The organism is Kitasatospora sp. NPDC051853, from assembly GCF_044452665.1.
Lineage (GTDB): Bacteria > Actinomycetota > Actinomycetes > Streptomycetales > Streptomycetaceae > Kitasatospora.
On sequence record NZ_JBITBY010000005.1, the window covers coordinates 287,915 to 309,758 of the forward strand.

Genomic DNA, 21,844 nt, shown 5'->3' on the forward strand with positions numbered 1-21,844 from the left:
AGGCGGTCAGGCGCGCCGAGGGGTCCGGGCCAGGCCGACGACCGAGAGTGCGGCCCAGCCGACCGAGACCGTGAGGGCCATGGTGCGGTGGCGGCGGCCGGGGAGGGTGGTGGTCAGGGTGAGGGCGTCGGAGAGGTCGGAGGCGATCCGCAGGGCGGTGGCGGTGCGCAGGCTGCGGTCGTCCGGGGCGAGGGCCATGGCCAGGCCGCAGGCGGCGTCGCGGAGGGCGAGCGGCCGCAGGCAGGTGGCCACGTCACGCGGCACCCGCCCGCCGGGGGCCAGGCCGGACGGGCTCGCCAGGACCACCGGCCACGCGGCCACGGCCACGCCGTAGGCGGCGGTGGCGACCCCGACCGTCCTGAGCAGTCGACGATCCATCGTGGTGACCTCCGTGGTCGGGGAGAGGAGCCCGCGGGTGTCGCGGGCGGGTAGCCGTCCTTCGACGCCGCGCCCCCGCCCGGATGGCCCGGACCGACCCGGACCAACCGACCCGACCCGACCCGACCCCGGGGCGAAACGCTGCGCGAGCGCTGCGAGTGCCCGTCCGCCGGGTCCGGGAGGACCGTCACCGGTGGAGGGCCGGAACGCCTCCGGGTCTCCGGGAGAAGGGAACTCGCCGTGAAACTCCAGGATGAACTGCCGGTCGACCACCGGCTCAACCAGGTCTACCGGATCGGTGCCGGGCTCTGCGGCGCGGTGCTGCTGGTGTTCGGCTGCCTCGGGCTGGCCGACGGACTGTCGTTCTTCAGCACCGACGGCGAGGACGTCGCGGGCCTGTCCTCGAACGGGCTGCTCAGCGTCGTCTCCCTGGTGGTCGCCGCCGTGCTGATCGCCGGCGCGGTCATCGGCGGCAACACCGCCTCGACCGTCAACATCGTGGTCGGCACCCTCTCCGTCGTCAGCGGCTTCGTCAACCTGGCGCTGCTGGAGCGCTCCGCCAACGTGCTGGCGTTCCGGATGCCGAACGTGATCTTCAGCTTCGTGATGGGCCTGCTGATCGCCACCTTCGGCATGTACGGCCGGGTCAGCGCCGGACTGCCCCGGGACAACCCGTACTGGCTCCACCGCCACCCCGGCGCGAAGACCGCCGCACACCCCTGACTCCCGCACCGACGACCATGCTTGATGCCCCGCCGGAACCACCGGCGGGGCATCGGCCGTGCGGCGGTTCAGCGCATCCGCAGGCCGGCCAGCCGACGGAAGGCGGCCACCACCACGGCGCCCGCGAGGACGGCGGGCAGCGCCGCCCACGGGGTCCGGAGGACGGCGAGGACGGTGCAGGCCTCGGCGAGGAGGGAGAGCAGCAGGACGGTGAGGACCAGCGGCAGCGGCCGGCAGGCGAGCCGCCGGAGCAGGCCGGGCCGGCGGCGGAGGAGGCGGTCGAGGGTGGGGTCGGTGTGACGCAGGGTCTCCTCGATGCCGTGGAGGAGGCGGAGTTCGGCTGCGGTGAGGTGAACTGCCATGGCCCATCTGCTCCTTGGACGGATCGGATGTCGGACGGCTTCGGGAGTGTCCCCACTCACCGTCCTGCGGAAGCGCCCTGGGGGTGCAGTCGCACCGATCGCGCAGCGGATCGTCACGGCGCCGGGGCGAAGGCCAGCGCCGTGTTGTGGCCGCCGAATCCGGCGGAGGTGGAGAGGGCGAGGCGGACGGCCTGCGGGCGCGGGGCGGCGCGGACCAGGTCGATCCGGGCGGTGTCGGGGTCGGGGGTGGTGAACCCGGCGGTGGGGGGCACGAGTTGGCGTTCGACGGTGAGCGCGGTGAGGGCCGCCTCGATGGCTCCGGCGGCGCCCATGGTGTGGCCGATGGTGCCCTTGGCGGAGGTGACTGAGGGTGGACGGCGGGCGAACAGGTCCGCGATCATCCGGGCCTCGGTGGCGTCGTTCAGGGGGGTGCCGGTGCCGTGGGCGTTGAGGTGGTCGACGTCCTCCGGGGAGGCGTCGGCCTCGGCCAGGGCGAGCCGGACGGCGGTGGCGAGGCCGCGCGCCTCGGGGTGCGGGGCGGTCGCGTGGTGGGCGTCGGCGGTGCTGCCCGCACCCAGCAGCAGGGCCCTGGGGCGGACGCCCCGGGCAGCGGCGTCCGCCTGGCGTTCCAGCACCAGGAAACCGGCGCCCTCGCCGATCACGAAACCGTCCCGGTCGGCGTCGAACGGCCGCGCGGCGCTTGCGGGTTCGGGGTTGCGGGAGAGCGCCCGCATCCGGGCGAAGCCCGCCACGCAGACCGGAGTGACCATGGCGTCGGCCCCGCCCGCGAGCGCGAGGTCGCAGGCGTCGGCGCGCAGCAGCAGGGCGGCCGTCTGGACGGCGGTGGCGCCGGAGGCGCAGGCGGTGGCGGTGTGCAGGACGGGGCCGGTGACGGCGAGGTCGATGGCCAGTTCGCCGGCGGCCATGTTGGGGAGGAAGGCGGGGAGGGTGAGGGGGGAGACCGCGCCCGGCCCCTGGGTGCGGAGGCGGTCGGCGGCCCGTTCGTAGCTGCCGACGCCTCCGGCGGCGGAGCCGAGGACGATCGCGACCCTGGCCCCGTCCCAGTCGGCGGGGTCCAGTCCGGCGTCGGTGACGGCCTGCCGGGCGGCGGCCAGTGCGAAGTGGGCGGCCCGGTCCAGCCGCCAGGGCTGCCGACGGCCCGTCAGGGCCAGGTGGTCACCGGCCACCCGGCAGGAGAGGACCACGGGCAGGCCCGCCAGCAGCGGATCGGGAGCGGCGGCGGGGCGGCCGCCGAGGACGCCCCGCCAGCTCTGCTCGGTCCCGACCCCGGCCGGGGTGACCAGTCCGATCCCGGTGACCGCAAGAGGGGTGCGGGACCGGGCCCGGGGGTGCGGAGGGGCCGTGCTCACTCCGAGGGCCCGGCCGGGCGGGTGGACCGGGCGAGCAGGGCGCTGACCCGGCCGACCAGGTCGGCCACGGTGACGTCGGCGGCGGAGTCGGCGTCGTCGTCCAGGGCGACGCCCCAGTGCTCCTGGAGGCTGACGACCAGTTCGACCCGGGCCAGCGAGTCCAGGTCGAGGTCCTGGAGGGCGGCCGCGTCGGCGACGGCGTCGGCGGGCGCGTCGAACTTCTCGGTGAGCAGGGTGACCAGGTGGGTGCGGACGGGGTCGGTGGTGGCGTTCACGGTGTGCTGACCTCCTGGGGAGCGCGGAGCGGTGCGGTGTCGGTGGGGAGCGGGTCGGGTGCGGCGGCGGGGTGGCGGGGGCGGTCGGGTGGTTCGACGGCACGGACGGGGGCGTCCGGCCAGCGGAGGGTGACGGAGGACCAGGTCAGGCCACCGCCGAAGGCGGTGAGCAGGGTGGGGGCACCGGGGGCGACCAGGCCCCGGGCGAGGGTGTCGGCGAGGGCGAGCGGGATGGAGGCGCCGGCCGTGTTGCCGACCTCGCCGATGTTGCCGAAGCGGTGCGGCGGCGCGATGCCGACCCGGTCGGCGACGGCGTCCAGGATGCGCTGGTTGGCCTGGTGGCCGATGAACGCCCGGACCTCGGACGGCCGCCAGCCGGTGGCGGCCAGCGCCGCCCCGGCCGAGGCGGCCATCCGGCGGACGGCGTGGGCGTAGACCTGACGGCCGCTCATCCGGAAGTACCGCTGCTCGCGCGGGAGCCGGCCGTCGGCGGGCAGCCTGGTCCCGCCGGCCTCGACCGCGATCAGGTCGCTGCCGCCGCCGTCGCTGCCCCAGTCGCCCGCCAGGACGGCCCCGGGCTCGTCGACGGACCCGGCGCGGAGCAGGACGGCGGCGGCGCCGTCGCCGAAGAGCGGGGCGGTGTCACGGTCGAGTGGGTCGACGATCGCCGAGTACTTCTCGGCCGCCACCACCAGCGGTGCACGGCAACTTCCGCTGCGCACCAGGGCGTTGGCGGTGGTGAGGGCGTAGAGGAAGCCGGAGCAGACGGCCGCCAGGTCGAAGGCGGGGACGGGCCCGAGGCCCAGCCGGTGGGCGACCTCGGGGGCGGTGGCGGGGCAGGGGCGGTCGGGGGTGGTGGTGGCGAGCAGCACCAGGTCGGGGTACGGGCCCCGGCCGTCGGCGGCTTCGAGGGCGGCGCGGGCGGCGGCCGTGGCGAGGTCGCCGGTGCTGGTGCCGGGCCCGGCCAGGCGGCGGCGGTGGATGCCGGTCCGGCTGGCGATCCACTCGTCGGTGCTGTCCAGCCCGCCCCGGGCGATGACCTGACCGTTGGTCACCACCCGGCGCGGCAGGGCGGTGCCGACCGCGGCCACCACGGCGGTGCGGAGCCCCCGCTCGGCGCCGGTCATACGGCAGCGGCGGCAGCGGCAGCGGCACCCACGGCGGCAGAACCGACGGCAGCAGGACCGGCGGCTGCGGAGCCGGCGGCGACGGCAGCGGCGAACGGCGAGGGCGGCTTGGGGAATCCGGCCAGGCCCCCGTCGGGGACCGAGAGGCCGCCGTCCAGCACCACCGCCTGCCCGCTCAGGAAGGAGGCGGCGGGCGAGGCGAGGAAGAGCGCGGCCCCGGCGACCTCCTCCGGATCGGCCCACCGCCCGGCCGGCACGTGCGCCAACAGCCAGGCGGTGAGCGCCGGATCGGCCTGCACCGCGGCGGTCATGTCGGTGCGCACCCAGCCGGGGCAGAGCGCGTTGACCCGGATGCCGCTGCGCGCCCAGCCGACCGCGAGGCTGCGGGCCAGCGACACCTGGGCGGCCTTGGTCGCCGCGTAGGCCTCCATCAGCGGGGTGCCGACCACCCCGGCCACGGAGGACATCAGCAGCAGGCTGGCCCCGTCCGAACGGGCGAGGTGGGGGTGGGCGTGACGGCAGATCGCGGCGGTGGCGTTGAGGTTGACCGCGACCACCTGGTCCCAGGCGGACTGCGGCAGGTACTGGAGCGGGGCCATGACGGGGCTGCCGTCCGGCTGGACGGGCAGGGTGCCGGCGTTGTGGACCAGGACGTCCAGGCCGCCCAGCGCCTCGGCGGCCCGGTCGACCAGGGCCGCCTGCGCGGTGTCGGCGAGGTCGCCGGGCACCAGCACGGGCTCGGGTCCGTACGGGGCGACCAGCTCGGCGGTCTCCTTGAGGGCGGCCTCGGTGCGGGCGGAGAGCGCGAGGTGGGCACCGGCCTGGGCGAACGCCACGGCGACGGCACGGCCGATGCCCCGGGAGGCGCCGGTCACCAGGGCGCGGCGGCCGTCGAGGCGGAAGCGGTCGAGGATGGTCACGGGGGTACCTCCGGTGGTGACGGCCGGTCAGGGCCGAACGGCGGTGCGGGGAACGGGGTTTCGCCGCGGTGCGCGGGCGGTGAGGTGGGTGTGGTGGCTCGGCGCGCCGGTCCAGGTGAGGTGCGCGGTGCCCCAGGTGAGACCGGCGCCGAAGACGCAGAGCAGCACCCGGGCGCCGTCCGCCAGCCGGCCGAGGGCGGCCGCGTCGGCGAGGGCGTAGGGGGCGGAGGCGGCACCGATGTTGCCGGTGCGGTCGCCGGTGATGTGCAGGCGGTCGGCGGGGATGCCGATCCGGTCGGCGACGGTGCGCAGCAGCAGCGGATTGGGCTGGTGGGTGATGACGGCGTCGATGTCCTTGAGCTCCAGGTCGTGTTCGGCCAGGGCCTGTTCGACGATCCGCGGGAAGATCTCGGCGATGAAGCCGCCGACCGCCCGGCCGTCCATGTGGATGTGGTGGCGGCCGTCCGCCAGGCTCTGCGCACTGGCCGGGATGCGGCTGCCGCCGCCGGGGATCAGCACGTGGTGGGCGCCCCGGCCGTCGGAGCCGAGCCGGAATCCCCGGAAGCCGCCGTGCGGGACGGGGCCGAGGACGCCCGCCGCCGCGCCGTCGGCGAACAGCACGGCGGTGCCCCGGTGGGCCGGGTCCACGAACTTGGAGTACGCCTCGACGCCGACCACCGCCGCGTACCGGGCGCCGGGGGTGGTGGCGAGCCAGGCGTGCGCGACCTTCGCCGCGAACAGCCAGCCCGAGCAGGCGGCGCTGACGTCCAGCGCCACCGCGTTGACCGCGCCGGTCAGGGCCTGGACCCGGCAGGCGGTGGCCGGTCCGAGCTCGTCGGGGGTGGAGGTGGCCAGGACCAGCAGGTCCAGCCGGCCGGGTTCGAGACCGGCCGCCCGGCAGGCGGCCGCGACGGCGGCGGCCGCCAGGTCGGAGGCGGCCTGGTCGGGGCGGGCGGTGCGGCGTTCGAGCACGCCGGTGCGTTCGGTGATCCAGTCGGCCGGGACTCCGGCCTCGCGGGCGACGTCGTGGTTGGTGCGGACGGCGGACGGCAGGTGGGTGCCCATGCCGAGGATGCCGATCTGCGGGGTGCGGTTCACGGTGTCCTTCCGGTGCTCAGGGGTCGGCCAGGCCTGCCGGGGCGGCCGGGTCTGCCGGGTCTGCCGGGGCGCAGGAGCCGGCCAGGGCTCGGGGCCGGCCGAGGCCCGGGACCCCGTCGGCTCACGGGGTCCTGCCGATCCGGGCGGTGAGACGGCTGATGGGGGCGGGGGCGTGACGCTCGATCACCGCGGCGGCGTACTCCGGGGCGTCGAGCGCGGCACCGCCCGGGGCGGGGTCCAGGGCCGCGACCACCTCCGGGAGCCGGGGCAGCAGCCGGTCGCAGAGGGTGTCCATGGCGGCGGGGAGGGCCCGGACGGCGTCGGGGGCGAGGACGCCGTGGGCCAGCAGCGGGCCGGCCAGGCGGCGGGCCTGGCGCAGGCCGTCGAGGGCGGTGAGGGCGGTGGCGAGCTCGGCGGCGAGGTCAGCCGCGCAGGGGGTGTCCTCCACTGCCCAGGCCGACGCGGCGTCGGCCGCGAGGCGGGCGGCGTGCACCTCGCCCAGCAGCAGGACGTCCGCCATCAGCGGGTTCCAGAGGTCCAGCCCCTCGTGCCCGGTGCTCCGGCGCTCCTCCCGGGCCCGGGAGAGGTCGGCGGCCATGCGGTCCTGGAGGGCGGCGACCACGGCGGGCCACCAGCCGGCCTCGGTGGGAGCGGCGAGCGCGGGCGGGCCGTCGGCGTGTACGGGGCCCTCCGCCAGGGCGCGACCGGCGTCGAGCAGCGTGAGGGTGTTGTCACCACCGGCGTTCTCGAAGGCGCGGGCCAGTCCGAGGTACTCGGAGAGCCGGTTCTCGCCGAAGAACCCCGAGAGGCCGCACCGGTGTTGGAGCTCGTCGACGGTCCCGGCGACCGCCCGGGTGCTGTACACCTTGCGCAGGGCCAGCGCCCGGTCCACCGCGGCCCACGGCGCGAAGGTCATCACCGCGCCCGGCGCGGAACCGGCCCGCACCGGCGCTGACGCCGACGCTGGCGCTGGCGCTGACGCCGGCGCCGACGCCCGCAGCGCCGCCCACTCCCCCAGCGCCGCCCGGGCGGAGGCCCGCAGGGTGTGCGCGGTGGCCAGCGCGCCGAGCACCGCGTGCTGCTGGGTGCGGTACTCCAGCACCGGGCGCCCCGGGGCGAGACGGCCGTGGCTGCGCCGGACCGAGCTGAACCGCCACACCGTGGCGGCGGACCGGGCCGCCAGCGCGGCCATCGCCGAGGGCAGGGTCGCCCAGAGGGCCTGACCACAGCTCAGGGTCCGTTGCAGACGGGCGTCCTGGCCGCCCCTCGGGTCGTGGACCGCACCGAGCTCGTCGATCGTCGCACCGTCGGCCAGCCAGCGGTCGTGGCGCACCTCGGCACCGTCGAAGCGGACGAAGCCGTACGGCAGCGGCAGCGCGTCCACCGTCACCGGGCCGGAGATGCTCACCCCGGGGGCGGGCCGTCCGTCGGCCCCGGTGATGTCCACCAGAAAGGAGAACACCCCACCGTCCCGGTCCTCCCCACCGTCGCCGTCCTCCCCGCCCTCCTGAGCGTCCGTCACGATCCGGGCGCAGACCACCGCCTGCTGGGGCAGGCCGGGGGCGGCGACGGAGGAGAACTTGGCCGCGGCGGCGTCCGGGGTGTGCAGCGTGAAGGCGCGGCGCCGGGCGTCGTAGCGGGCCTCGGTGCGGATGCGCAGGTGGCTGGAGGCCTCGCCGATCTCGGTGACCATGAACGAGCCCTTGGTCCGGGCGTGGGCGAGTTCGCCGTGGAGGTCGGCCTCGGCGCCGCCCAGCAGGGTGAGCGAACCGACGCAGAGGATGTAGTGGGAGAGGAAGGTCTGGTAGAGCGAGGGGTCCGCCAGTGCCGTCAACTCGCTCAGCGTGGCCAGGAGTTCGGCGTCCGCCAGCACCTCGGGCGCGGGCGGCAGGTGGGCCGCCAGCCGGGTCAGGCGGCGGTGGGCGCCGGCGTCGGGCGTGGCGGCGGACGGGCGGCGCAGCAGGGGGCCGTCCAACAGACGGGCCAGCCGGGCCGCCCGGTCCGGCGGCAGCAGGGGGGCGAGCCGGGCGTGGAGTCCGGCGGGGGCCGTGGTGGTCATGGGTTCCTCCCGGCGGGGGTCGACGGAGGGCGGTGGGCCCGGTGGGGGCGGGCAGCGGCGCGGGCGGCCCGCGTGCGGGGCGCGTCGAAGGCGCGGGCCGTGTCCGGTGCGGCACCTGGCGTACCGTCGGGTGCGGTGCCGGGAGCGCTGGGGAGGGCGGGCCAGAACCCCACCGCGAGGGGCGCGAGCGCCCGTACCCCCGGCGTGACGGCGCGCACCGCGCCCGCCAGCGCGCCCCCGGTGCCCGTCTCCACCGCGAGCGTGGCCCCGTTCAGGCCCGCGGGCAGCACGGTGGGCAGCGAGAAGGCCTTGACCAGGCAGGCGGCCAACGCCTTCGGCAGGTCGGTATCCGCCCGGTGGAGGCGCCCGGCCACCGCCGAGAAGACCGGACGGCGGGGCGGCTCCCACCGCAACTGCCGCGCGTACCGTTCGAACGCGGCGGCCTCCTCGGCGAGACCCGGGTGGTGGCTCATGAACGGCAGCCGGAGCCGCTGGACCGCGACCCCCAGTGCCGCGGCACACCGCTCGGCGGCCTCCAGGTCGGGGAGCGGGCCCGAGACCACCGTCTCCCCGGCGTGGTTGACGCAGGCCAGGACGGTCCGGGCCGCCTCCGGGCCGGCCCGGCCGAGCAGGCGCCTGGTCTCGAACGGCCCGGCGCCCAGCAGGGCCATGCCGCCGCCGTGCGAGGTGAGCAACTGCCCTAGGCGGCAGGCGAGTCGGGCTCCGTCGGCGACCGAGCAGCAGCCCGCGGCGGTCAGTGCGGGGATCTCGCCGAAGCTGACGGCGACGAACCGCCCTGCCACCACGTCGTCCTCCTCCAGCGCCCGGTGCACCGCCAAGGAGACGCCGAACTGGGCGAGTTGGAGCGTGCCCGGCATCTCGGCGGCCAGCTCCCGGGCGCTGGGCGGGGTGGCCGAGGCCAGTCGGGGGCCGATCGGCACGACCCCGAGTTCGGGTGCGGCCCGGTCCGCCTCCTCGAACACCCCGGCCAGCGCGCGCCGCAGCGAGGGCACGGCGGGCAGGGCCCGGAGCAGGGGGCCGAGGCCGAAGTCCCCCTGGCCGGGGAACAGGTGGACGGTGCCCACACGGTCGGCCGTCCGCCGTGGTGCGCTGGTCATCGCGGAGCTCCCTCCCATCCGGGGCGCGCACCTCGGCGCACCCGGTCGTCTCGATGGTGCGACCTTGCGGGTGCCCCGTGCGGCTTCCCCGGTCACTGAGGTGTCAAGAGTTCCGCCCCGTCAATTCCCGTCCGTTCTGTCCGTCTTGGCCCCCTGGGTGCCCTAACCTCTTCGTAGGCATCCGGAGTCGTGCGGCGTCCCTCACCGCCGCGTCCGCTCCGACGGCCCGTCGAGGAGGTGCAGGCGGGTGGCAGTCCACCGCGTTCCGAACGTCCGTCTCAGGGAGCTCCTGCTCGAATCCCGCTGGACCGGCGCCCAGTTGGCCCGCGCGGTCAACCGGATCGGCGCCGAGTCCGGCCTACGGGGCGTCGCCTACCAGCGCGCCTCCGTCCACCAGTGGCTGACCGGCACCCAACCCCGGGGCCCGGTGGCCCACTTGGTCTGCGCCGCGCTCACCGAACGCCTCGGCCGCACGGTCGGCCTGGCCGAAGCCGGCTTCGACGGCGGCGGGCCCTCCGACACCGTCCGCGCCGCCGGTGCGCCGCCCGCCAGCCCCCGCTCCCTGCTCACCCACCTGGCCGCCGCCGCCCTCAGCCCCGACCGGGACGGCAGCGTGCTCACCTACCAACCAACCGTCGAAGCCCGGTCGGCCGCCCGGGCAACCGCCCTCCCCCCGCCCGGCAGCACCCTCGGGCTCCGTTCCCACGGCTCCGGCGGCCCCGACGGCTCCGATCACGGTGGGCCGCCGGCCGGCCCCCACCTCCTCGCCCTCCTCCTGCCGGTCTTCTCCTCCGCCGACCAGCTGCGCGGCGGCGGCCACGCCCGCACCGCGCTGGCCGCCTTCCTCTCCTCCGCCGTCCCCGACATGCTGGCCGCCGCGGCCTCGCCGGTGCGGCACACCGAGGTGCTGGCGGCCGCCTCGCGGCTCGGCTACCTCTGCGCCTTCATGCACTTCGACGACGAACTCAACGGCCTGGCCCTGCACTTCTACCGCTTCGCCCTGGAACTCGCCCGCCAGTGCGGCGACCCCGCCGCCCAGGCCATGACCCTGCGGGCGATGGCCGCCCAGGCCTACGAACTCAACCACCCGCAGGAGAGCCTCAGCCTGGCCCGCGCCGCCGCCGAGCTCCGCCTCTCCACCACCGCCACCCGCCTACGGGCCTCCGTCCTCGGGCAGCTCGCCCTCGCCGAAGCCGCCACCGGCGACCGGGTCGCTGCGGTGCGGCACGTCCACGAGGCCTTCGACCTGCTCCCCCGCATCGAGGGCCCGGCCCCGGCCGTCGGCGACTACCACCGCGCCGCCTGGGACCACCACCACGCCCTGGTCCAGGCCGAGTTGGGCGATCTCAGCGGAGCCATCAAGTCCCTGGAGGCCTCCGCCGCCCGCCGCCCGCGCACCGAGACCCGCTCGCACGCGCTGGTCCTCGGCAAGCTCGCCGAGCGCCAACTCGCCGCCGGCCGCCTCGATGCCGCCTGCGCCACCTGGCACCAGTTCCTCGACGTCTACCCCCTCCTCACCTCCCGCCGCGCCCACTCGGCCGCCGCCCGCCTCCACCGCCGGCTCCTCCCCCACCGCCGCCGCCACCCCGCCGACCACCTCCTCCAACGCGCCGCCTCGCTCCGCCTCCCGCGGTGAGGCGCCGCCGACGGGGCCGACGGTGCCGCCGGGCCCGGAGGTCACGCGTTCCGGCCGCCCGTGGCCGTGGCGTCGATCTCGGCGATCAGGCCCTCGATGAGCGCCCTGATCTCGTCGCGGATCGGACGGACGGCCTCGACGCCCTGACCGGCCGGGTCGTCCAACTGCCAGTCGAGGTAGTGCTTCCCGGGGAAGTAGGGGCAGGCGTCGCCGCAGCCCATGGTGATCACGTAGTCGGAGGCCTGGACGGCCTCGGTGGTGAGGACCTTCGGCCGCTGGTCGGAGATGTCGATGCCGAGTTCGGCCATCGCGGCGACGGCGGAGGGGTTGACCCGGTCGCCGGGGACGGAGCCGGCCGAGCGGACCTCGACGCGGTCTCCGGCGAGGTGACGCAGGAAGCCGGCGGCCATCTGGGAGCGGCCGGCATTGTGGATGCAGACGAACAGCACGGACGCGGCGGGGGCGGTGGTCATCGCGGATTCCTTCGGTGCGCTGGGGAGCTCGCGCCCGGGGCGGCGGGGCGCGGAGCCGGGGAGGGGCCGGGGCTCGCTTCGGGAGTCCGACGCGGGTAACGTATCAGCCCATGGTGATGTCAGTCGACAGTGATGCAACCACGGCCCCGGCCGACGGCACGGCCGCCGACCCGACGGCGGTCCTCAGGGCACTGGCCGACCCGCTGCGGATGCGGATCGTCTCCCTGCTCTCCCGGGAGGCACTGTGCACGACGCACCTGGTGGAGGAGACCGGCGCGAAGCAGACCAACCTCTCCAACCACCTGAAGATCCTGCGCGAGGCCGGACTGGTGGACACCGAGCCCTGCGGACGGTTCACCTACTACTCGCTGCGGCCCGAGGCCCTCACCGCCCTGGCCGCCGAGTTCGCCACGCTCGCATCCACCGCCCGCCTGACCGCCGAGGCCGGCTTCAAGCGGTCCTGCTGACCACCCCCGCACGAGGAGCACCACAGCGTTGAACACCATGGACGAGGCCAGACCCGAGACCACCGAGGCCGAGCCCCTCGCCACCGAGCCCCCGGCCGTCCCGCTGCCGAACCGGGTGGCGGCCGAACTGGTCGGCACCGCCGCCCTGGTGGCGGTCGTGGTCGGCTCCGGCATCCAGGCCACCGAGCTCACCAAGGACGTCGGCCTCCAGCTGCTGGCCAACTCCCTGGCCACCGTCTTCGGCCTCGGCGTGCTGATCCTCCTCCTCGGCCCCGTCTCCGGCGCGCACTTCAACCCCGTGGTCACCCTCGCCGAGTGGTGGACCGACCGGCGCCTGACGCCCGCTCAGGTCATCGCCTACATCGCCGCCCAGACCACCGGCGCGATCGGCGGGGCGGTGCTCGCGGACGCCATGTTCGGCAACCCCCTGGTGCACTGGTCCACGCACGACCGCTCGGCCGGGCACCTGCTGCTCGGCGAGATCGTCGCCACCGCCGGCCTGGTCTTCCTGATCTTCGGCCTCGCCCGGCGCGACCTTCTGCGCTTCGCCCCCGTCGCCGTGGCCTCGTACATCGGCGCCGCGTACTGGTTCACCTCCTCCACCTCCTTCGCCAACCCCGCCGTCACCCTCGGCCGCGCCTTCACCGACACCTTCGCCGGCATCGCCCCGGGCTCGGTCCCCGGCTTCATCGGCGCGCAGCTCCTGGGCGGGGCCCTGGGCCTGGCCCTGGTCGCGCTGGTCTTCGGCCACCGCCGCCGTACGGCCGGTTCGAAGTGAGCGCCGCCCGGCACGCACAGGTCCTGGTGGTCGGCGCGGGCCAGGCCGGCCTTGCCGCGGGGTACCACCTGCGGCGCGCCGGGCTGGACTTCGCGGTCCTGGACGCCAACCCGGCGCCCGGCGGCGCGTGGCAGCACTACTGGGACACCCTGCGGCTGTTCTCGCCCGCCGGGTACTCCTCCCTCCCCGGCCGCCCGATGCCGCAGCAGGCGGGCCAGGAGTACCCGGACGCCGCCCACGTCGTCGCCTACCTCACCGACTACGAGAAGCGCTACGACCTCCCCGTCCACCGCCCCGTCCGGGTCGAGGCCATCGCCCGCGACGCCGACGGCATCACCGTGACCACCGATGACGGCAGTTGGCGCAGCCGGGCCGTGCTCCTGGCCACCGGGAACTGGGACCGCCCCCACCTCCCGTCCGTCCCCGGCCGAGCCGACTTCACGGGCCGTCAGCTCCACACCCACGACTACCGCACCGCCGCCGACTTCGCCGGACAGCGCGTCGTCGTGGTCGGCGGCGCCAACTCGGGTACCCAGATCGCCGCCGACCTGCACGCCACCGCCGAGGTCCGCTGGGTGACCCAGCGCCCGGCCCGTTACCTGCCCGACGACATCGACGGCCGCGCCCTGTTCGAGATCGCCACCCGCCGCGTCCAGGCCGGCGGCCCCCGCATCTCCGACCTCGGCGACATCGTCGCCGTGCCGCCCGTCCGCGCCGCCCGCACCGCCGGACTGACGTCCCGTCCGATGTTCGACCGCCTCACTCCCACCGGCGTGGCCTGGGCCGACGGCACCACCTTGGACTGCGACACCGTCATCTGGTGCACCGGCTTCCGCCCCGACCTCCCCGCCCTCGACCTGACCCGCACCGACGGCCGCATCCCGACCGAGGGCACCCGCTCCACCGAGGACCCCCGCATCCACTTCCTCGGCTACGGCGACTGGACCGGCCCCGCCTCCGCCACCCTCATCGGCGTCGGCCGCACCGCCCGCACCGCCGTCGAACAGCTCAAGCCCTTGCTCTGACCCGCCGTCGGCCACCTGCCACCGCAGGAGGTGCCACCGCAGCAGGTGCGGGCGGCGCAGCTGTGCTGTCCTGGAAGGACCAGGCAGGAGAGCACCATGCGTACCGTCACCGTGGAGAAACAGCCGCTGCGGACCGGGGTGTTGATGCCCGTCAGGGACCTGGCCGTGGCGTGGGCGCTGATCGTGCTGATCGCGGCCCTGGCCTGGGTCCTCACCGTCGCGCAGGCCCGGGACATGGGGATCGAGCCGGGCACCATGGGGATGGCGCTGCCGCTGTTCCTGCTGCTGTGGCTGGCCATGATGGCGGCGATGATGCTGCCCTCGGTGGCACCGGTGGCGCTGACCTGGGCCCGGGGCATCGCCCGGCAGTCGAGCGGTGCCCGACGGGCGGTGCGCACGACGGAGTTCCTCGGCGGCTACCTACTGGTCTGGACGGCCTTCGGGCTGCTGGCCTACGGCGGCCTCGCCCTCACCGGCGACCTGGTGGAGCGGAATCCGGAGGCCGGGAAGTGGATCGGCGCGACGGCCTTCGCCCTGGCCGGGCTGTACCAGCTCGGCCCGCTGAAGTACGTGTGCCTGCGGCACTGCCGCAGCCCGATGGCGCAGCTGATGCGGTACGCGGACTACCGGCCGCCGCTGCGGGACCTGCGGGTCGGGCTGCACCACGGCGGGTACTGCCTCGGCTGCTGCTGGGCGTTGATGGTGGTGCTGATCCCGCTGGGCGTGATGAACGTGGCCGCGATCGCCGGGATCGCGGTGGTGGTCTTCCTGGAGAAGCTCTGGCGGCACGGCGCGCTGCTCGCCCGGGTGGCCGGAGTGGTCTTCCTGGTGCTGGCGGTGCTGGCGCCGTTCCAGAGCTGGCTGCTGCCGGGACTGACGCCGGGTGACACGGCGATGATGTAGCGCAGTGGGCGGAGGTCCGGGAGGCCCACGGCCTCCGCCCACCCCACTTCCTCAGGACGGGCCGCTCCAGTCGAACGGGAAGTGCTTGCTCGATCGTCCGCTGCGGTCCCAGCTGAAGCCGAAGGCCTCCGCCCGGTCGGTGGTCGCGCGTCCCCAGGTGGCCACCTGACCCGGCCCCACCTCCGCGCCCGGGGCGTTGTGGACCTGGACGCGTGCGCCCTCGGGCGTCGTCGGACCGGTCAGGGCCTCGACGGCCGCCCGGACCCGGCCGGGGATCTCCGCGCTCCAGGAGGCCAGGTCCTCGTCCACGGTGACCTCGATCGGCGCGAACTCCATGCCCCGCATCTCGGCCCCGAACATCCCGCCGAACTGCGCGGGCCATCCGCCGGCCTGGCCGCCGAAGATCGCCCCCAGTGCTCCCCGCTGCTCCTCGTCGGCGCGTTCGTCGAAGAAGACGGCGGCGTACGGGTCCGTGTGCTCGCGGGTCCACACGTTGCCGGTGAAGGAGCCGAGCATCAGGACGTTGAGGCCGTCCAGTCGGACGTCGCCGTAGGTGCCCTCACGGATGCGCCAGACCAGGATGCCGTCGCAGTCGCCGTAGGTGGGCGGCTGGGCGAAGGTGCAGGGGCAGGGAATGGCGCACTTGCACGTGTCGAACCAATCGCCGGCGAGGTGCCAGCGCGTCTCGGTGGTGACTGCCTGTCCGGTCATCTCGCACTCCTCCCGCCACCCCCCGAGGGCGTCGGTCGGCGAGGCCGCGGCCCCGGGCCCGGGCCCGCCGACGGGATCACCGGAACGGCCTCCCCTCCAGCCTGCCCCTTGCCGACCGGCTTGGGAAGAGCGGCGGGTGCGGCCTGACAGCCGGTCAGCCGGTCAACCGACGACGGGGCTGCGGCGTTCGACCAGCAGGACGTCGCGCCACACGCCGTTCAGGCGGCCGATGCGCTCGCGGGTGCCGATGACGCGGAAGCCGGCCTTGGCGTGGACGGCGAGGCTGGCGGTGTTCTCGGGGAAGATGCCGGACTGGACGGTCCAGATCCCGGCCGCCTCGGTGGACTCCGCGAGCGCGCGCAGCAGTGCGCCGCCGACGCCCCGGCCGCGCGCCCCGGGGTGGACGTAGACCGAGTGCTCGACCACGCCCGCGTACGCGCAGCGGTCGGAGACCCGGCTGACGGCGACCCAGCCCAGGACGGCCCCGTTCTCGTCCAGGGCGACGAAGCGGTGCGCGGGGAGCTTGGCGGCGTCGAAGTCGGCCCAGCCGGGGGCGGTGGTCTCGAAGGAGGAGTTCCCCTCGTCGAGGCCGGCCTGGTAGATGGCGAGGACCTGGGCGGCGTGTTCGGCGAGCAGCGGGGCGACGTGCAAGGCGTGGCTCCTTCGGGGTGACGACGGGTCAGCGGTGCTGGTCGAGCAGTGCCGACATGGCGGACAGGGCGGACGGCTCGACGCGGTAGTAGACCCAGGTGCCGCGCCGTTCGCTGCTGAGCAGCCCGGCCTCGCGCAGCTTCTTGAGGTGGTGGGAGACGGTCGGCTGGGAGACCCCGACGTCCTGGATGTCGCACACGCACGCCTCCCCGCCCTCGTGGGAGGCGACCTTGGAGAACAGCCGCAGCCGCACCGGATCGGCCAGTGCCTTGAACATCGCCGCCATCGCCACCGAGTCCTCCGCCGACAGCTCGGCCGAGGTGATCGGCGCGCAGCACGGCACGGCTTCGGGGGCGAGGACGGTCAGCTCCGGATTCGACATGTGTCTATGTTGACATCCGTCGATACGGGGTGGCAAGGTCGACCTCGCCAGCACATCGACGTTCATCGAATCAGGCGGGAAGCCCGAACCGCCCACCTGCCTGCCAGACAGCTCGAAGGGGAGCACCGCCATGACCTCCGCCACCGACCTGCCCGTGCTCGTGATCGGCGCCGGCCCGATCGGCCTGGCCGCCGCCGCCCACCTCACCGAGCGCGGCCTGACCCCGCTGGTCCTCGAAGCGGGGCCGTCCGCCGCCACCTCGGTCCGCGCCTGGGGCCACGTACGACTGTTCTCCACCTGGGCCGAACTCGTCGACCCGGCCGCCGAGAAGCTCCTCGCGCCCACCGGCTGGACCCGCCCCGAGCCCACCGCCTACCCGACCGGCGCCGACTGGGCCGAGCGCTACCTCCAGCCGCTCGCCGACGCCCTCGGCCGGGCGGTCCGCTACGACGCGACGGTCACCGGCGTGGCCCGCGCGGGGCGGGACCGCATCGTCGACTCCGGCCGCGACGAGCAGCCCTTCACCGTCCACGTCACCCACGCCGACGGCCGCGAGGAACGCCTGACGGTGGCCGCCGTCGTCGACGCCTCCGGCACCTGGTCCACCCCCGGCCCCGCCGGGGCCGACGGCCTGCCCGCCCTCGGCGAGCGCGCCAACGCCGACCGGATCTCCTACCGCGTCCCCGACCTCGACGACCCCGCCGTCCGCGCCCGGTACGCCGGCCGCCGCACCGCCGTCATCGGCTCCGGCGCCTCCGCCTTCACCGCCCTGGCCACCCTCGCCGGCCTCGCCGCGGCCGAGCCCGGCACCCACGCCGTGTGGGTGCTGCGACGCGGCATCACCGGCTCCACCTTCGGCGGCGGCTCCGCCGACCAACTGCCCGCCCGCGGCGCCCTCGGCCAGGCGGCGAAGACCGCCGTCGAGAACGGCCACGCCACCGCCCTCACCGGCTTCCGCACCGCCGCCGTCGAGCGCACCGGCGACAAGCTCACCCTGGTCTCCGAGGACGGCGTCCGCACCGAGGGCCTGGACGAGGTCATCGTGCTCACCGGCCTGCGGCCCGACCTGTCCTTCCTCGACGAGCTGCGCCTCGGCCTGGACGAGCGCCTCCAGGCCCCGACCGCCCTCGCCCCGCTGATCGACCCCAACCAGCACTCCTGCGGCACCGTCTACCCCCACGGCGTCGCCGAGCTCTCCCACCCCGAACAGGGCGTCCACCTGGTCGGCATGAAGTCCTACGGCCGCGCCCCGACCTTCCTCGCCCTCACCGGCTACGAGCAGGTCCGCTCCGTCGCCGCCCACCTCGCCGGCGACCACGACGCCGCCGCCCGCGTCGAACTCACCCTCCCCGAGACCGGGGTCTGCGGCGGCGCCGGCCTCTTCGACCGGCCCACCCCGGCGGCCGACGGCGACGCCGGATGCTGCGCGGCCCCCGCACCACAGCTCATCACCCTGGCCGTCGGCGGGGCCTCCGGCACCGCGTGCTCCACCACCGGCAGCGGCTGCTGACCCCCGCCGCGCGCCGGTCGGTGACGGTCAGTCAGCCCCGCCGCCGCGGTGGTGGCGGACCGGCGGCAGGGCGAGGGTGACGGCGCCCGCGACGAGCAGGAGGAGTGCCTGCGCACCGGCGGTCACGGACGAGGGTTCGTGCAGTGGCCAGGCCCAGACGCCGGGACGGTTGTGCGTCAAGCCGAAGGAGGCGCAGGCGAAGGGCAGGACGGCCACGGCCGCGGACGCCAGGTACGCCCCCGCCAGGTACCGGATCAGCAGGGCGAATCCGAGGTAGCCCGCGAAGTCCCGGGCCAGGGCGACGGCCGCGGTGCCACCGCCCGCCGCCGAGGCCACGGCGGCCGCCAGGGCGGAGACCGCGACGGCCGTGGCCATCAGGGCGGCGTCCCACCGGCCGACCGCTCTGACCGCCACCTCCTCCAGCTCCCGCCGGGCCCGTTCCTGCCCCTGGAGGATCAGGCAGACCGGCAGCACCGGCAGGACGGAGGGCAGTGGAAGGTCGAAGGTCAGCCCTCCGACGACGACCGGGATCGGCACCGTCACCGAGTCGGCGGCCATGCCCAGGGCGCCGCACACCAGGAGTCCGACGACCACGGCCGGGACGCACCGCACCCGCATCCACCAGATCACCGTGCCGCCTCCAGCACCGGTTCGAGGTCGCAGCGGTCGAGTGTCGCCATATTCCTTTCGTACCAGGCCAGTTGATCGGCCGCCGGAAGGGTCATGATCTGGCTCACCCGTGCTACCGCCGGCCGGCCGTAGCGGCCTTCCACCGAGCCGGGTGTGGCTCCGGCGGTGAGCGTCAGCCAGACCGACAGCGGTGCGACCGCTCCGGCGCCCGGCCACCGTGCCCCGCGCTGGTGCGCGCACTGCGGCAGCCGACCGGGCACCAGGGACGTCGCGACCAGGACGCGGACCTCGTCCTCGGCCGGGCGGACGGTGAGCGGCGTCACGGTGGCCGGTGGTGTGAGGCCGGCGGCCCTCAGCCGCTCGGCGGCCTGGACCGACCAGGTGGTGATGCGCGCCGTTTCCGGCCGCTGTTCGGGCCACAGACAGATCCGGGGTGCGCCGTCCGTGCAGCTCCGCTCGCTCAACGGCCTTGCCGTGGAGGCCTGGTGGCCGAGCGGGGCGGCGATCCACGCCCCCAGCAGTACGGCTACCGCCAGCGCCGGAAGAGCGGACCAGCGGAGGTGTCCGCGCAACCGCAGCCGGATCCAGCCGGCCGCCACCAGCCCGGTGACGGTCAGCAGGACGGACGCCACCGCCCGTGGGGACGGCACCTGGTCGAGCGCGCAACACTCGCTCAGATTACGGCCGTTGAGCTGCCGGACCCAGAAGGTGTTCAAGGATGCCGGGTAGGCCATCCACACGAAGCCGCCGATCAGTGCCAGCGGGACCGCGAGCATCCGGGGCAGGGCCGACCCCAGGACGTAGCCGGCCACGGCATGCGCGAGCACGACGAGGAGCTCCGTGGCGAGGATGAGCGCGGTGGACCGGCCGGGGAGGCCGTCCGCCCGCGGGGCGAGCAGGGCGAGGGCCAGCAGGACCGCCCCGGCCCCCATCGCCAGGACCGGGGCCAGCGCCGACAGGGCGATCGTCGTGGCCGAGCGGGACGGTGCCGCGCCCAGGACGCCCGAACGGCGGACCTTGAGGGCCTCCCAGGCGCCGCACGCGGCGACGGCGGGGACGGTGAAGTTCAGCAGGAAGGCGCTCTGTGCCGCGGCCGACGGCCAGTAGCCCTCGGTGACCCAGCCGGTCAGCTCGCTGCTGTACATCGCGATCCACGCGTACAGGACGGGCGCGCAGCGCAGTGCCGCGGAGGTGCGGAACAGGGTGTGCCAGGGCATCGGTCAGACCTCCCCGACGACGAGGCCGGCGTAGGCGGACTCGGCACGGCGTTCGGCCGTGACCCCGGGCGGCGCGAGGGCGAGGAAGGAGTCGACGGGGCCTTGGTGGCGGATCTCGCCCCGGTCCAGCAGGACGACCTCGTCGTAGACCTCCGCCAGGTCCTCGGTCTGGTGGGTGGAGACCACGAAGGAGGTGAGGTGGCGCAGTTCGGCGATCAGTTCGCGGAGGACGCCTCGCTGGACCGGGTCGAGGCCGGCCGTCGGCTCGTCCAGCAGGACCAACCGGGCTCCGTGGACCAGGGTCTGCGCAATGCCCAGGCGCCGTAGCTGGCCTCCGGAGAGTTCCGAGCTGCGGCGGTCCGCCAGTGGGGAGAGCCCGACCTGTTCGAGCGCCCGGGAGGACTTCTCCCAGGCCTCCCGGCGGGACAGCCCCTTGAGCCATCCCGCATAGGCGGCCTGCTCCCGGACCCGTAACCCGGGCACGGGCCGCACCTGCTGCGGCAGCCACCCGACCCTGCGCCGGTACTCCTTCAGGTCCTTGGCCCGGCCGGTGTCCAGCCCGGCCGACCCGCCCGGTCCCTCCAGGCGGACCTGGCCGGAGGTCGGCCTCAGCACCGAGGAGACCAGGCCCAGCAGGGTCGACTTGCCGGCCCCGTTCGGCCCCAGCAGCACGGTGCATCCCGCTCCGAACCGGAGGTTCAGCCCTGACAGGACCTCGACTCCCCTCCGGTACCGGAAGGAGCAGTCACGTATCTCAACAGGCATCGGCCACCGATCCGGTTCGCAGTCGAAGGGACGTCGGCCCGATCATGCCCCACCCGGCCCGCGCCGCGGGCAACTACGGCCCGCACGCCGGGGACTGACGCGGGGTCGCCCCGATGCCGGGGGCGTCGGGGGGGGGCGGTGCGATGCTGGGCGGATGTCGAACGAACTGGGGCGGATGCGGGAGTCGTCCGCCGCGTGGCAGGAGCTGCGCTACGAGCCGGCCGTCGGGGACGACGGGAGCGGGTACGACCGGAATGCGGTGCGGCGGGCGCGGGTGCTGTGGGCGCTGCAGTACGACCGGGGGCCGGGGGACGTGGAGTTGGTGCGGTGGCTGGCCGGGCAGGAGGCGCAGTGCCGGCGGGGGGTGCCGTCCCAGGGGCTGGGTGACGAGACCACGCTCGCGGGGCTGCTGCTCGCCGAGTACCGGGTGGTCGAGGACGTCTGGCTGCACTGGGAGATCAAGCGGGCCAACTTCGACACCTGGTGCGGCTACGACGTCCAGGCGCTGTGCGCGGCGGGTGTGGAGGCGACCCTGGCCCACGTCCGGGCCGGCGAACACCCGGAGCGGGACGCCCTGGTGGAGCGGCTGCTCGGCGAGGACGGGAAGCCGTGGCTGTCGGAGCAGGAGGTGGCCCGCTGGTTCGGGGCGATGCGCTCGCGCTTCCCGGCCGACCCGGCCGGGGAGGACCCGCTCACCCTGGTGGAGCGCGCCCGGATGACGGGGGACCACGGGCTTGCCCGCGAACTCCTCGACGCCTGGGCCGCCGGGCAGGAGCGGGACGAGGATACCCTGGGCGAACTCCGTTCCTGGCTGGCCGACTTCGGCGCGTTCGCCGAGGCGGCCCAGGCCCGGCGCGAGTCCCTCGTCTTCGCCGTGGGCGCGCGCGACCGGGCCTCGGCCTGGCTGGACCTGGCCGAGCTGGAACGCCTGGCCGGCCACCACCCGGCCGGGTGGGAGGCGCTGACCGAGTGCCGCCGGGCGCTGGCGGAGGTCGACGGGTGGCGGGAGGTCGGGCTCGGGCGGATGTACGTCGCCGAGCTCTTCCTCCTCGCGGGTGCCGCCGAACCCGCCCTGGCGGCCGAGGTGTTCACGGAGGCGGACCGGCAGGCCGCCGAGGTGGCCGGGCTGTCCCTGGTCGCCCTCCGGGCGGCGGTCGCCGCCGCCGCCCACGTCGGCGACCGCACGGGGGAGGAGCACTACCGTGCCCTCGCCGCGCACGAGCGGCGGAGCATCGACGGACTCCTCGCGCCGGAGGACTGAGTGCC

The 21,844-nt window shown here is 75.6% G+C and carries 24 protein-coding genes; 8 read left to right on the top strand and 16 right to left on the bottom strand.

The annotated features are described in order from the left end of the window. Nucleotides 1-6 precede the first annotated feature (6 nt). Nucleotides 7-378 (bottom strand): hypothetical protein, encoded by a 372-nt coding sequence (locus tag ACIA8O_RS16645; protein WP_396294548.1) that lies wholly within the window; start codon nt 376-378, stop codon nt 7-9. A 240-nt stretch (nt 379-618) separates the two neighbouring features. Here ACIA8O_RS16645 and ACIA8O_RS16650 point away from each other — a divergent pair, with 240 nt between their 5' ends. Then, on the top strand, nt 619-1,101 hold the full coding sequence (locus ACIA8O_RS16650) for a DUF4383 domain-containing protein (protein WP_396294549.1): 483 nt from the start codon (nt 619-621) through the stop codon (nt 1,099-1,101). A 68-nt stretch (nt 1,102-1,169) separates the two neighbouring features. Here ACIA8O_RS16650 and ACIA8O_RS16655 read toward each other — a convergent pair whose 3' ends face one another. The 8 genes from ACIA8O_RS16655 to ACIA8O_RS16690 all read right to left on the bottom strand — a co-directional run bounded on the left by ACIA8O_RS16655 (nt 1,170) and on the right by ACIA8O_RS16690 (nt 9,430). Then, entirely contained in the window at nt 1,170-1,463 is a 294-nt protein-coding gene (locus ACIA8O_RS16655; RefSeq protein WP_396294550.1) for a hypothetical protein, read from the bottom strand. Between the two features lie 113 nt (nt 1,464-1,576). Further along, a complete protein-coding gene (locus tag ACIA8O_RS16660) occupies nt 1,577-2,833 on the bottom strand; it encodes a beta-ketoacyl-[acyl-carrier-protein] synthase family protein (protein WP_396294551.1) in 1,257 nt (418 codons plus the stop codon). Next, entirely contained in the window at nt 2,830-3,108 is a 279-nt protein-coding gene (locus tag ACIA8O_RS16665) for a phosphopantetheine-binding protein (RefSeq protein WP_396294552.1), read from the bottom strand. Before ACIA8O_RS16665 ends, ACIA8O_RS16660 begins: the two co-directional genes overlap by 4 nt. Further along, nucleotides 3,105-4,235 carry a beta-ketoacyl-ACP synthase 3 gene (locus ACIA8O_RS16670; RefSeq protein ID WP_396294553.1) on the bottom strand — a complete coding sequence of 377 codons (1,131 nt, stop codon included), beginning with the start codon at nt 4,233-4,235 and terminating at the stop codon, nt 3,105-3,107. Before ACIA8O_RS16670 ends, ACIA8O_RS16665 begins: the two co-directional genes overlap by 4 nt. Then, nucleotides 4,232-5,155 (bottom strand): SDR family NAD(P)-dependent oxidoreductase, encoded by a 924-nt coding sequence (locus tag ACIA8O_RS16675; RefSeq protein ID WP_396294554.1) that lies wholly within the window; start codon nt 5,153-5,155, stop codon nt 4,232-4,234. Before ACIA8O_RS16675 ends, ACIA8O_RS16670 begins: the two co-directional genes overlap by 4 nt. Before the next feature lie 27 nt (nt 5,156-5,182). Continuing rightward, the gene (locus tag ACIA8O_RS16680) at nt 5,183-6,253 is read right to left on the bottom strand and encodes a 3-oxoacyl-ACP synthase III family protein (RefSeq protein WP_396294555.1); all 1,071 of its coding nucleotides are present in this window, start codon (nt 6,251-6,253) and stop codon (nt 5,183-5,185) included. Between the two features lie 121 nt (nt 6,254-6,374). Then, entirely contained in the window at nt 6,375-8,312 is a 1,938-nt protein-coding gene (locus ACIA8O_RS16685) for a hypothetical protein (protein WP_396294556.1), read from the bottom strand. Next, entirely contained in the window at nt 8,309-9,430 is a 1,122-nt protein-coding gene (locus ACIA8O_RS16690) for an acyl transferase (protein WP_396294557.1), read from the bottom strand. Before ACIA8O_RS16690 ends, ACIA8O_RS16685 begins: the two co-directional genes overlap by 4 nt. A 247-nt stretch (nt 9,431-9,677) precedes the next feature. On the opposite strand from ACIA8O_RS16690, the gene ACIA8O_RS16695 reads away from it, so the two are divergent. Then, the gene (locus tag ACIA8O_RS16695) at nt 9,678-11,066 is read left to right on the top strand and encodes a tetratricopeptide repeat protein (protein ID WP_396294558.1); all 1,389 of its coding nucleotides are present in this window, start codon (nt 9,678-9,680) and stop codon (nt 11,064-11,066) included. A gap of 41 nt (nt 11,067-11,107) precedes the next feature. On the opposite strand, the gene ACIA8O_RS16700 is transcribed toward ACIA8O_RS16695, so the two are convergent. Then, on the bottom strand, nt 11,108-11,539 hold the full coding sequence (locus ACIA8O_RS16700) for an arsenate reductase ArsC (protein WP_396294559.1): 432 nt from the start codon (nt 11,537-11,539) through the stop codon (nt 11,108-11,110). 116 nt (nt 11,540-11,655) lie between these two features. Here ACIA8O_RS16700 and ACIA8O_RS16705 point away from each other — a divergent pair, with 116 nt between their 5' ends. The 4 genes from ACIA8O_RS16705 (at nt 11,656) to ACIA8O_RS16720 (ending at nt 14,712) form a co-directional block, all read left to right on the top strand. After that, nucleotides 11,656-12,006 carry an ArsR/SmtB family transcription factor gene (locus ACIA8O_RS16705; protein WP_396294824.1) on the top strand — a complete coding sequence of 117 codons (351 nt, stop codon included), beginning with the start codon at nt 11,656-11,658 and terminating at the stop codon, nt 12,004-12,006. A 37-nt stretch (nt 12,007-12,043) separates the two neighbouring features. Further along, nucleotides 12,044-12,784, top strand: a complete 741-nt coding sequence (locus tag ACIA8O_RS16710) for an aquaporin (RefSeq protein ID WP_396294560.1) — start codon at nt 12,044-12,046, stop codon at nt 12,782-12,784. Further along, nucleotides 12,781-13,809 carry an ArsO family NAD(P)H-dependent flavin-containing monooxygenase gene (locus ACIA8O_RS16715; RefSeq protein WP_396294561.1) on the top strand — a complete coding sequence of 343 codons (1,029 nt, stop codon included), beginning with the start codon at nt 12,781-12,783 and terminating at the stop codon, nt 13,807-13,809. Before ACIA8O_RS16710 ends, ACIA8O_RS16715 begins: the two co-directional genes overlap by 4 nt. Before the next feature lie 96 nt (nt 13,810-13,905). Beyond that, nucleotides 13,906-14,712, top strand: a complete 807-nt coding sequence (locus tag ACIA8O_RS16720; protein WP_396294562.1) for a DUF2182 domain-containing protein — start codon at nt 13,906-13,908, stop codon at nt 14,710-14,712. Between the two features lie 51 nt (nt 14,713-14,763). On the opposite strand, the gene ACIA8O_RS16725 is transcribed toward ACIA8O_RS16720, so the two are convergent. The 3 genes from ACIA8O_RS16725 to ACIA8O_RS16735 form a co-directional block, all read right to left on the bottom strand. Beyond that, nucleotides 14,764-15,423, bottom strand: coding sequence for a DUF1326 domain-containing protein (locus ACIA8O_RS16725; RefSeq protein ID WP_396294563.1), 660 nt, complete (start codon nt 15,421-15,423; stop codon nt 14,764-14,766). A gap of 162 nt (nt 15,424-15,585) precedes the next feature. Beyond that, the gene (locus tag ACIA8O_RS16730) at nt 15,586-16,074 is read right to left on the bottom strand and encodes a GNAT family N-acetyltransferase (RefSeq protein ID WP_396294564.1); all 489 of its coding nucleotides are present in this window, start codon (nt 16,072-16,074) and stop codon (nt 15,586-15,588) included. A gap of 28 nt (nt 16,075-16,102) precedes the next feature. After that, on the bottom strand, nt 16,103-16,456 hold the full coding sequence (locus ACIA8O_RS16735; RefSeq protein ID WP_396294565.1) for a metalloregulator ArsR/SmtB family transcription factor: 354 nt from the start codon (nt 16,454-16,456) through the stop codon (nt 16,103-16,105). A 130-nt stretch (nt 16,457-16,586) separates the two neighbouring features. On the opposite strand from ACIA8O_RS16735, the gene ACIA8O_RS16740 reads away from it, so the two are divergent. Then, nucleotides 16,587-17,966 (top strand): FAD-dependent oxidoreductase, encoded by a 1,380-nt coding sequence (locus ACIA8O_RS16740; protein WP_396294566.1) that lies wholly within the window; start codon nt 16,587-16,589, stop codon nt 17,964-17,966. 27 nt (nt 17,967-17,993) lie between these two features. Here the strand turns inward: ACIA8O_RS16740 and ACIA8O_RS16745 are convergent, their stop codons facing one another. Genes ACIA8O_RS16745 through ACIA8O_RS16755 form a run of 3 tightly spaced genes read right to left on the bottom strand, consistent with a single transcriptional unit; the run spans nt 17,994 to nt 20,578 of the window. Next, nucleotides 17,994-18,596, bottom strand: a complete 603-nt coding sequence (locus ACIA8O_RS16745; protein WP_396294567.1) for a hypothetical protein — start codon at nt 18,594-18,596, stop codon at nt 17,994-17,996. Beyond that, a complete protein-coding gene (locus tag ACIA8O_RS16750; RefSeq protein ID WP_396294568.1) occupies nt 18,593-19,813 on the bottom strand; it encodes a hypothetical protein in 1,221 nt (406 codons plus the stop codon). The genes ACIA8O_RS16745 and ACIA8O_RS16750 overlap by 4 nt, the downstream gene beginning before the upstream one ends. Before the next feature lie 3 nt (nt 19,814-19,816). Continuing rightward, nucleotides 19,817-20,578, bottom strand: coding sequence for an ATP-binding cassette domain-containing protein (locus tag ACIA8O_RS16755; RefSeq protein WP_396294569.1), 762 nt, complete (start codon nt 20,576-20,578; stop codon nt 19,817-19,819). A 154-nt stretch (nt 20,579-20,732) separates the two neighbouring features. Between ACIA8O_RS16755 and ACIA8O_RS16760 the strand changes: the two genes are divergently transcribed. Beyond that, nucleotides 20,733-21,839, top strand: a complete 1,107-nt coding sequence (locus ACIA8O_RS16760) for a hypothetical protein (protein ID WP_396294570.1) — start codon at nt 20,733-20,735, stop codon at nt 21,837-21,839. Nucleotides 21,840-21,844 lie beyond the last annotated feature (5 nt).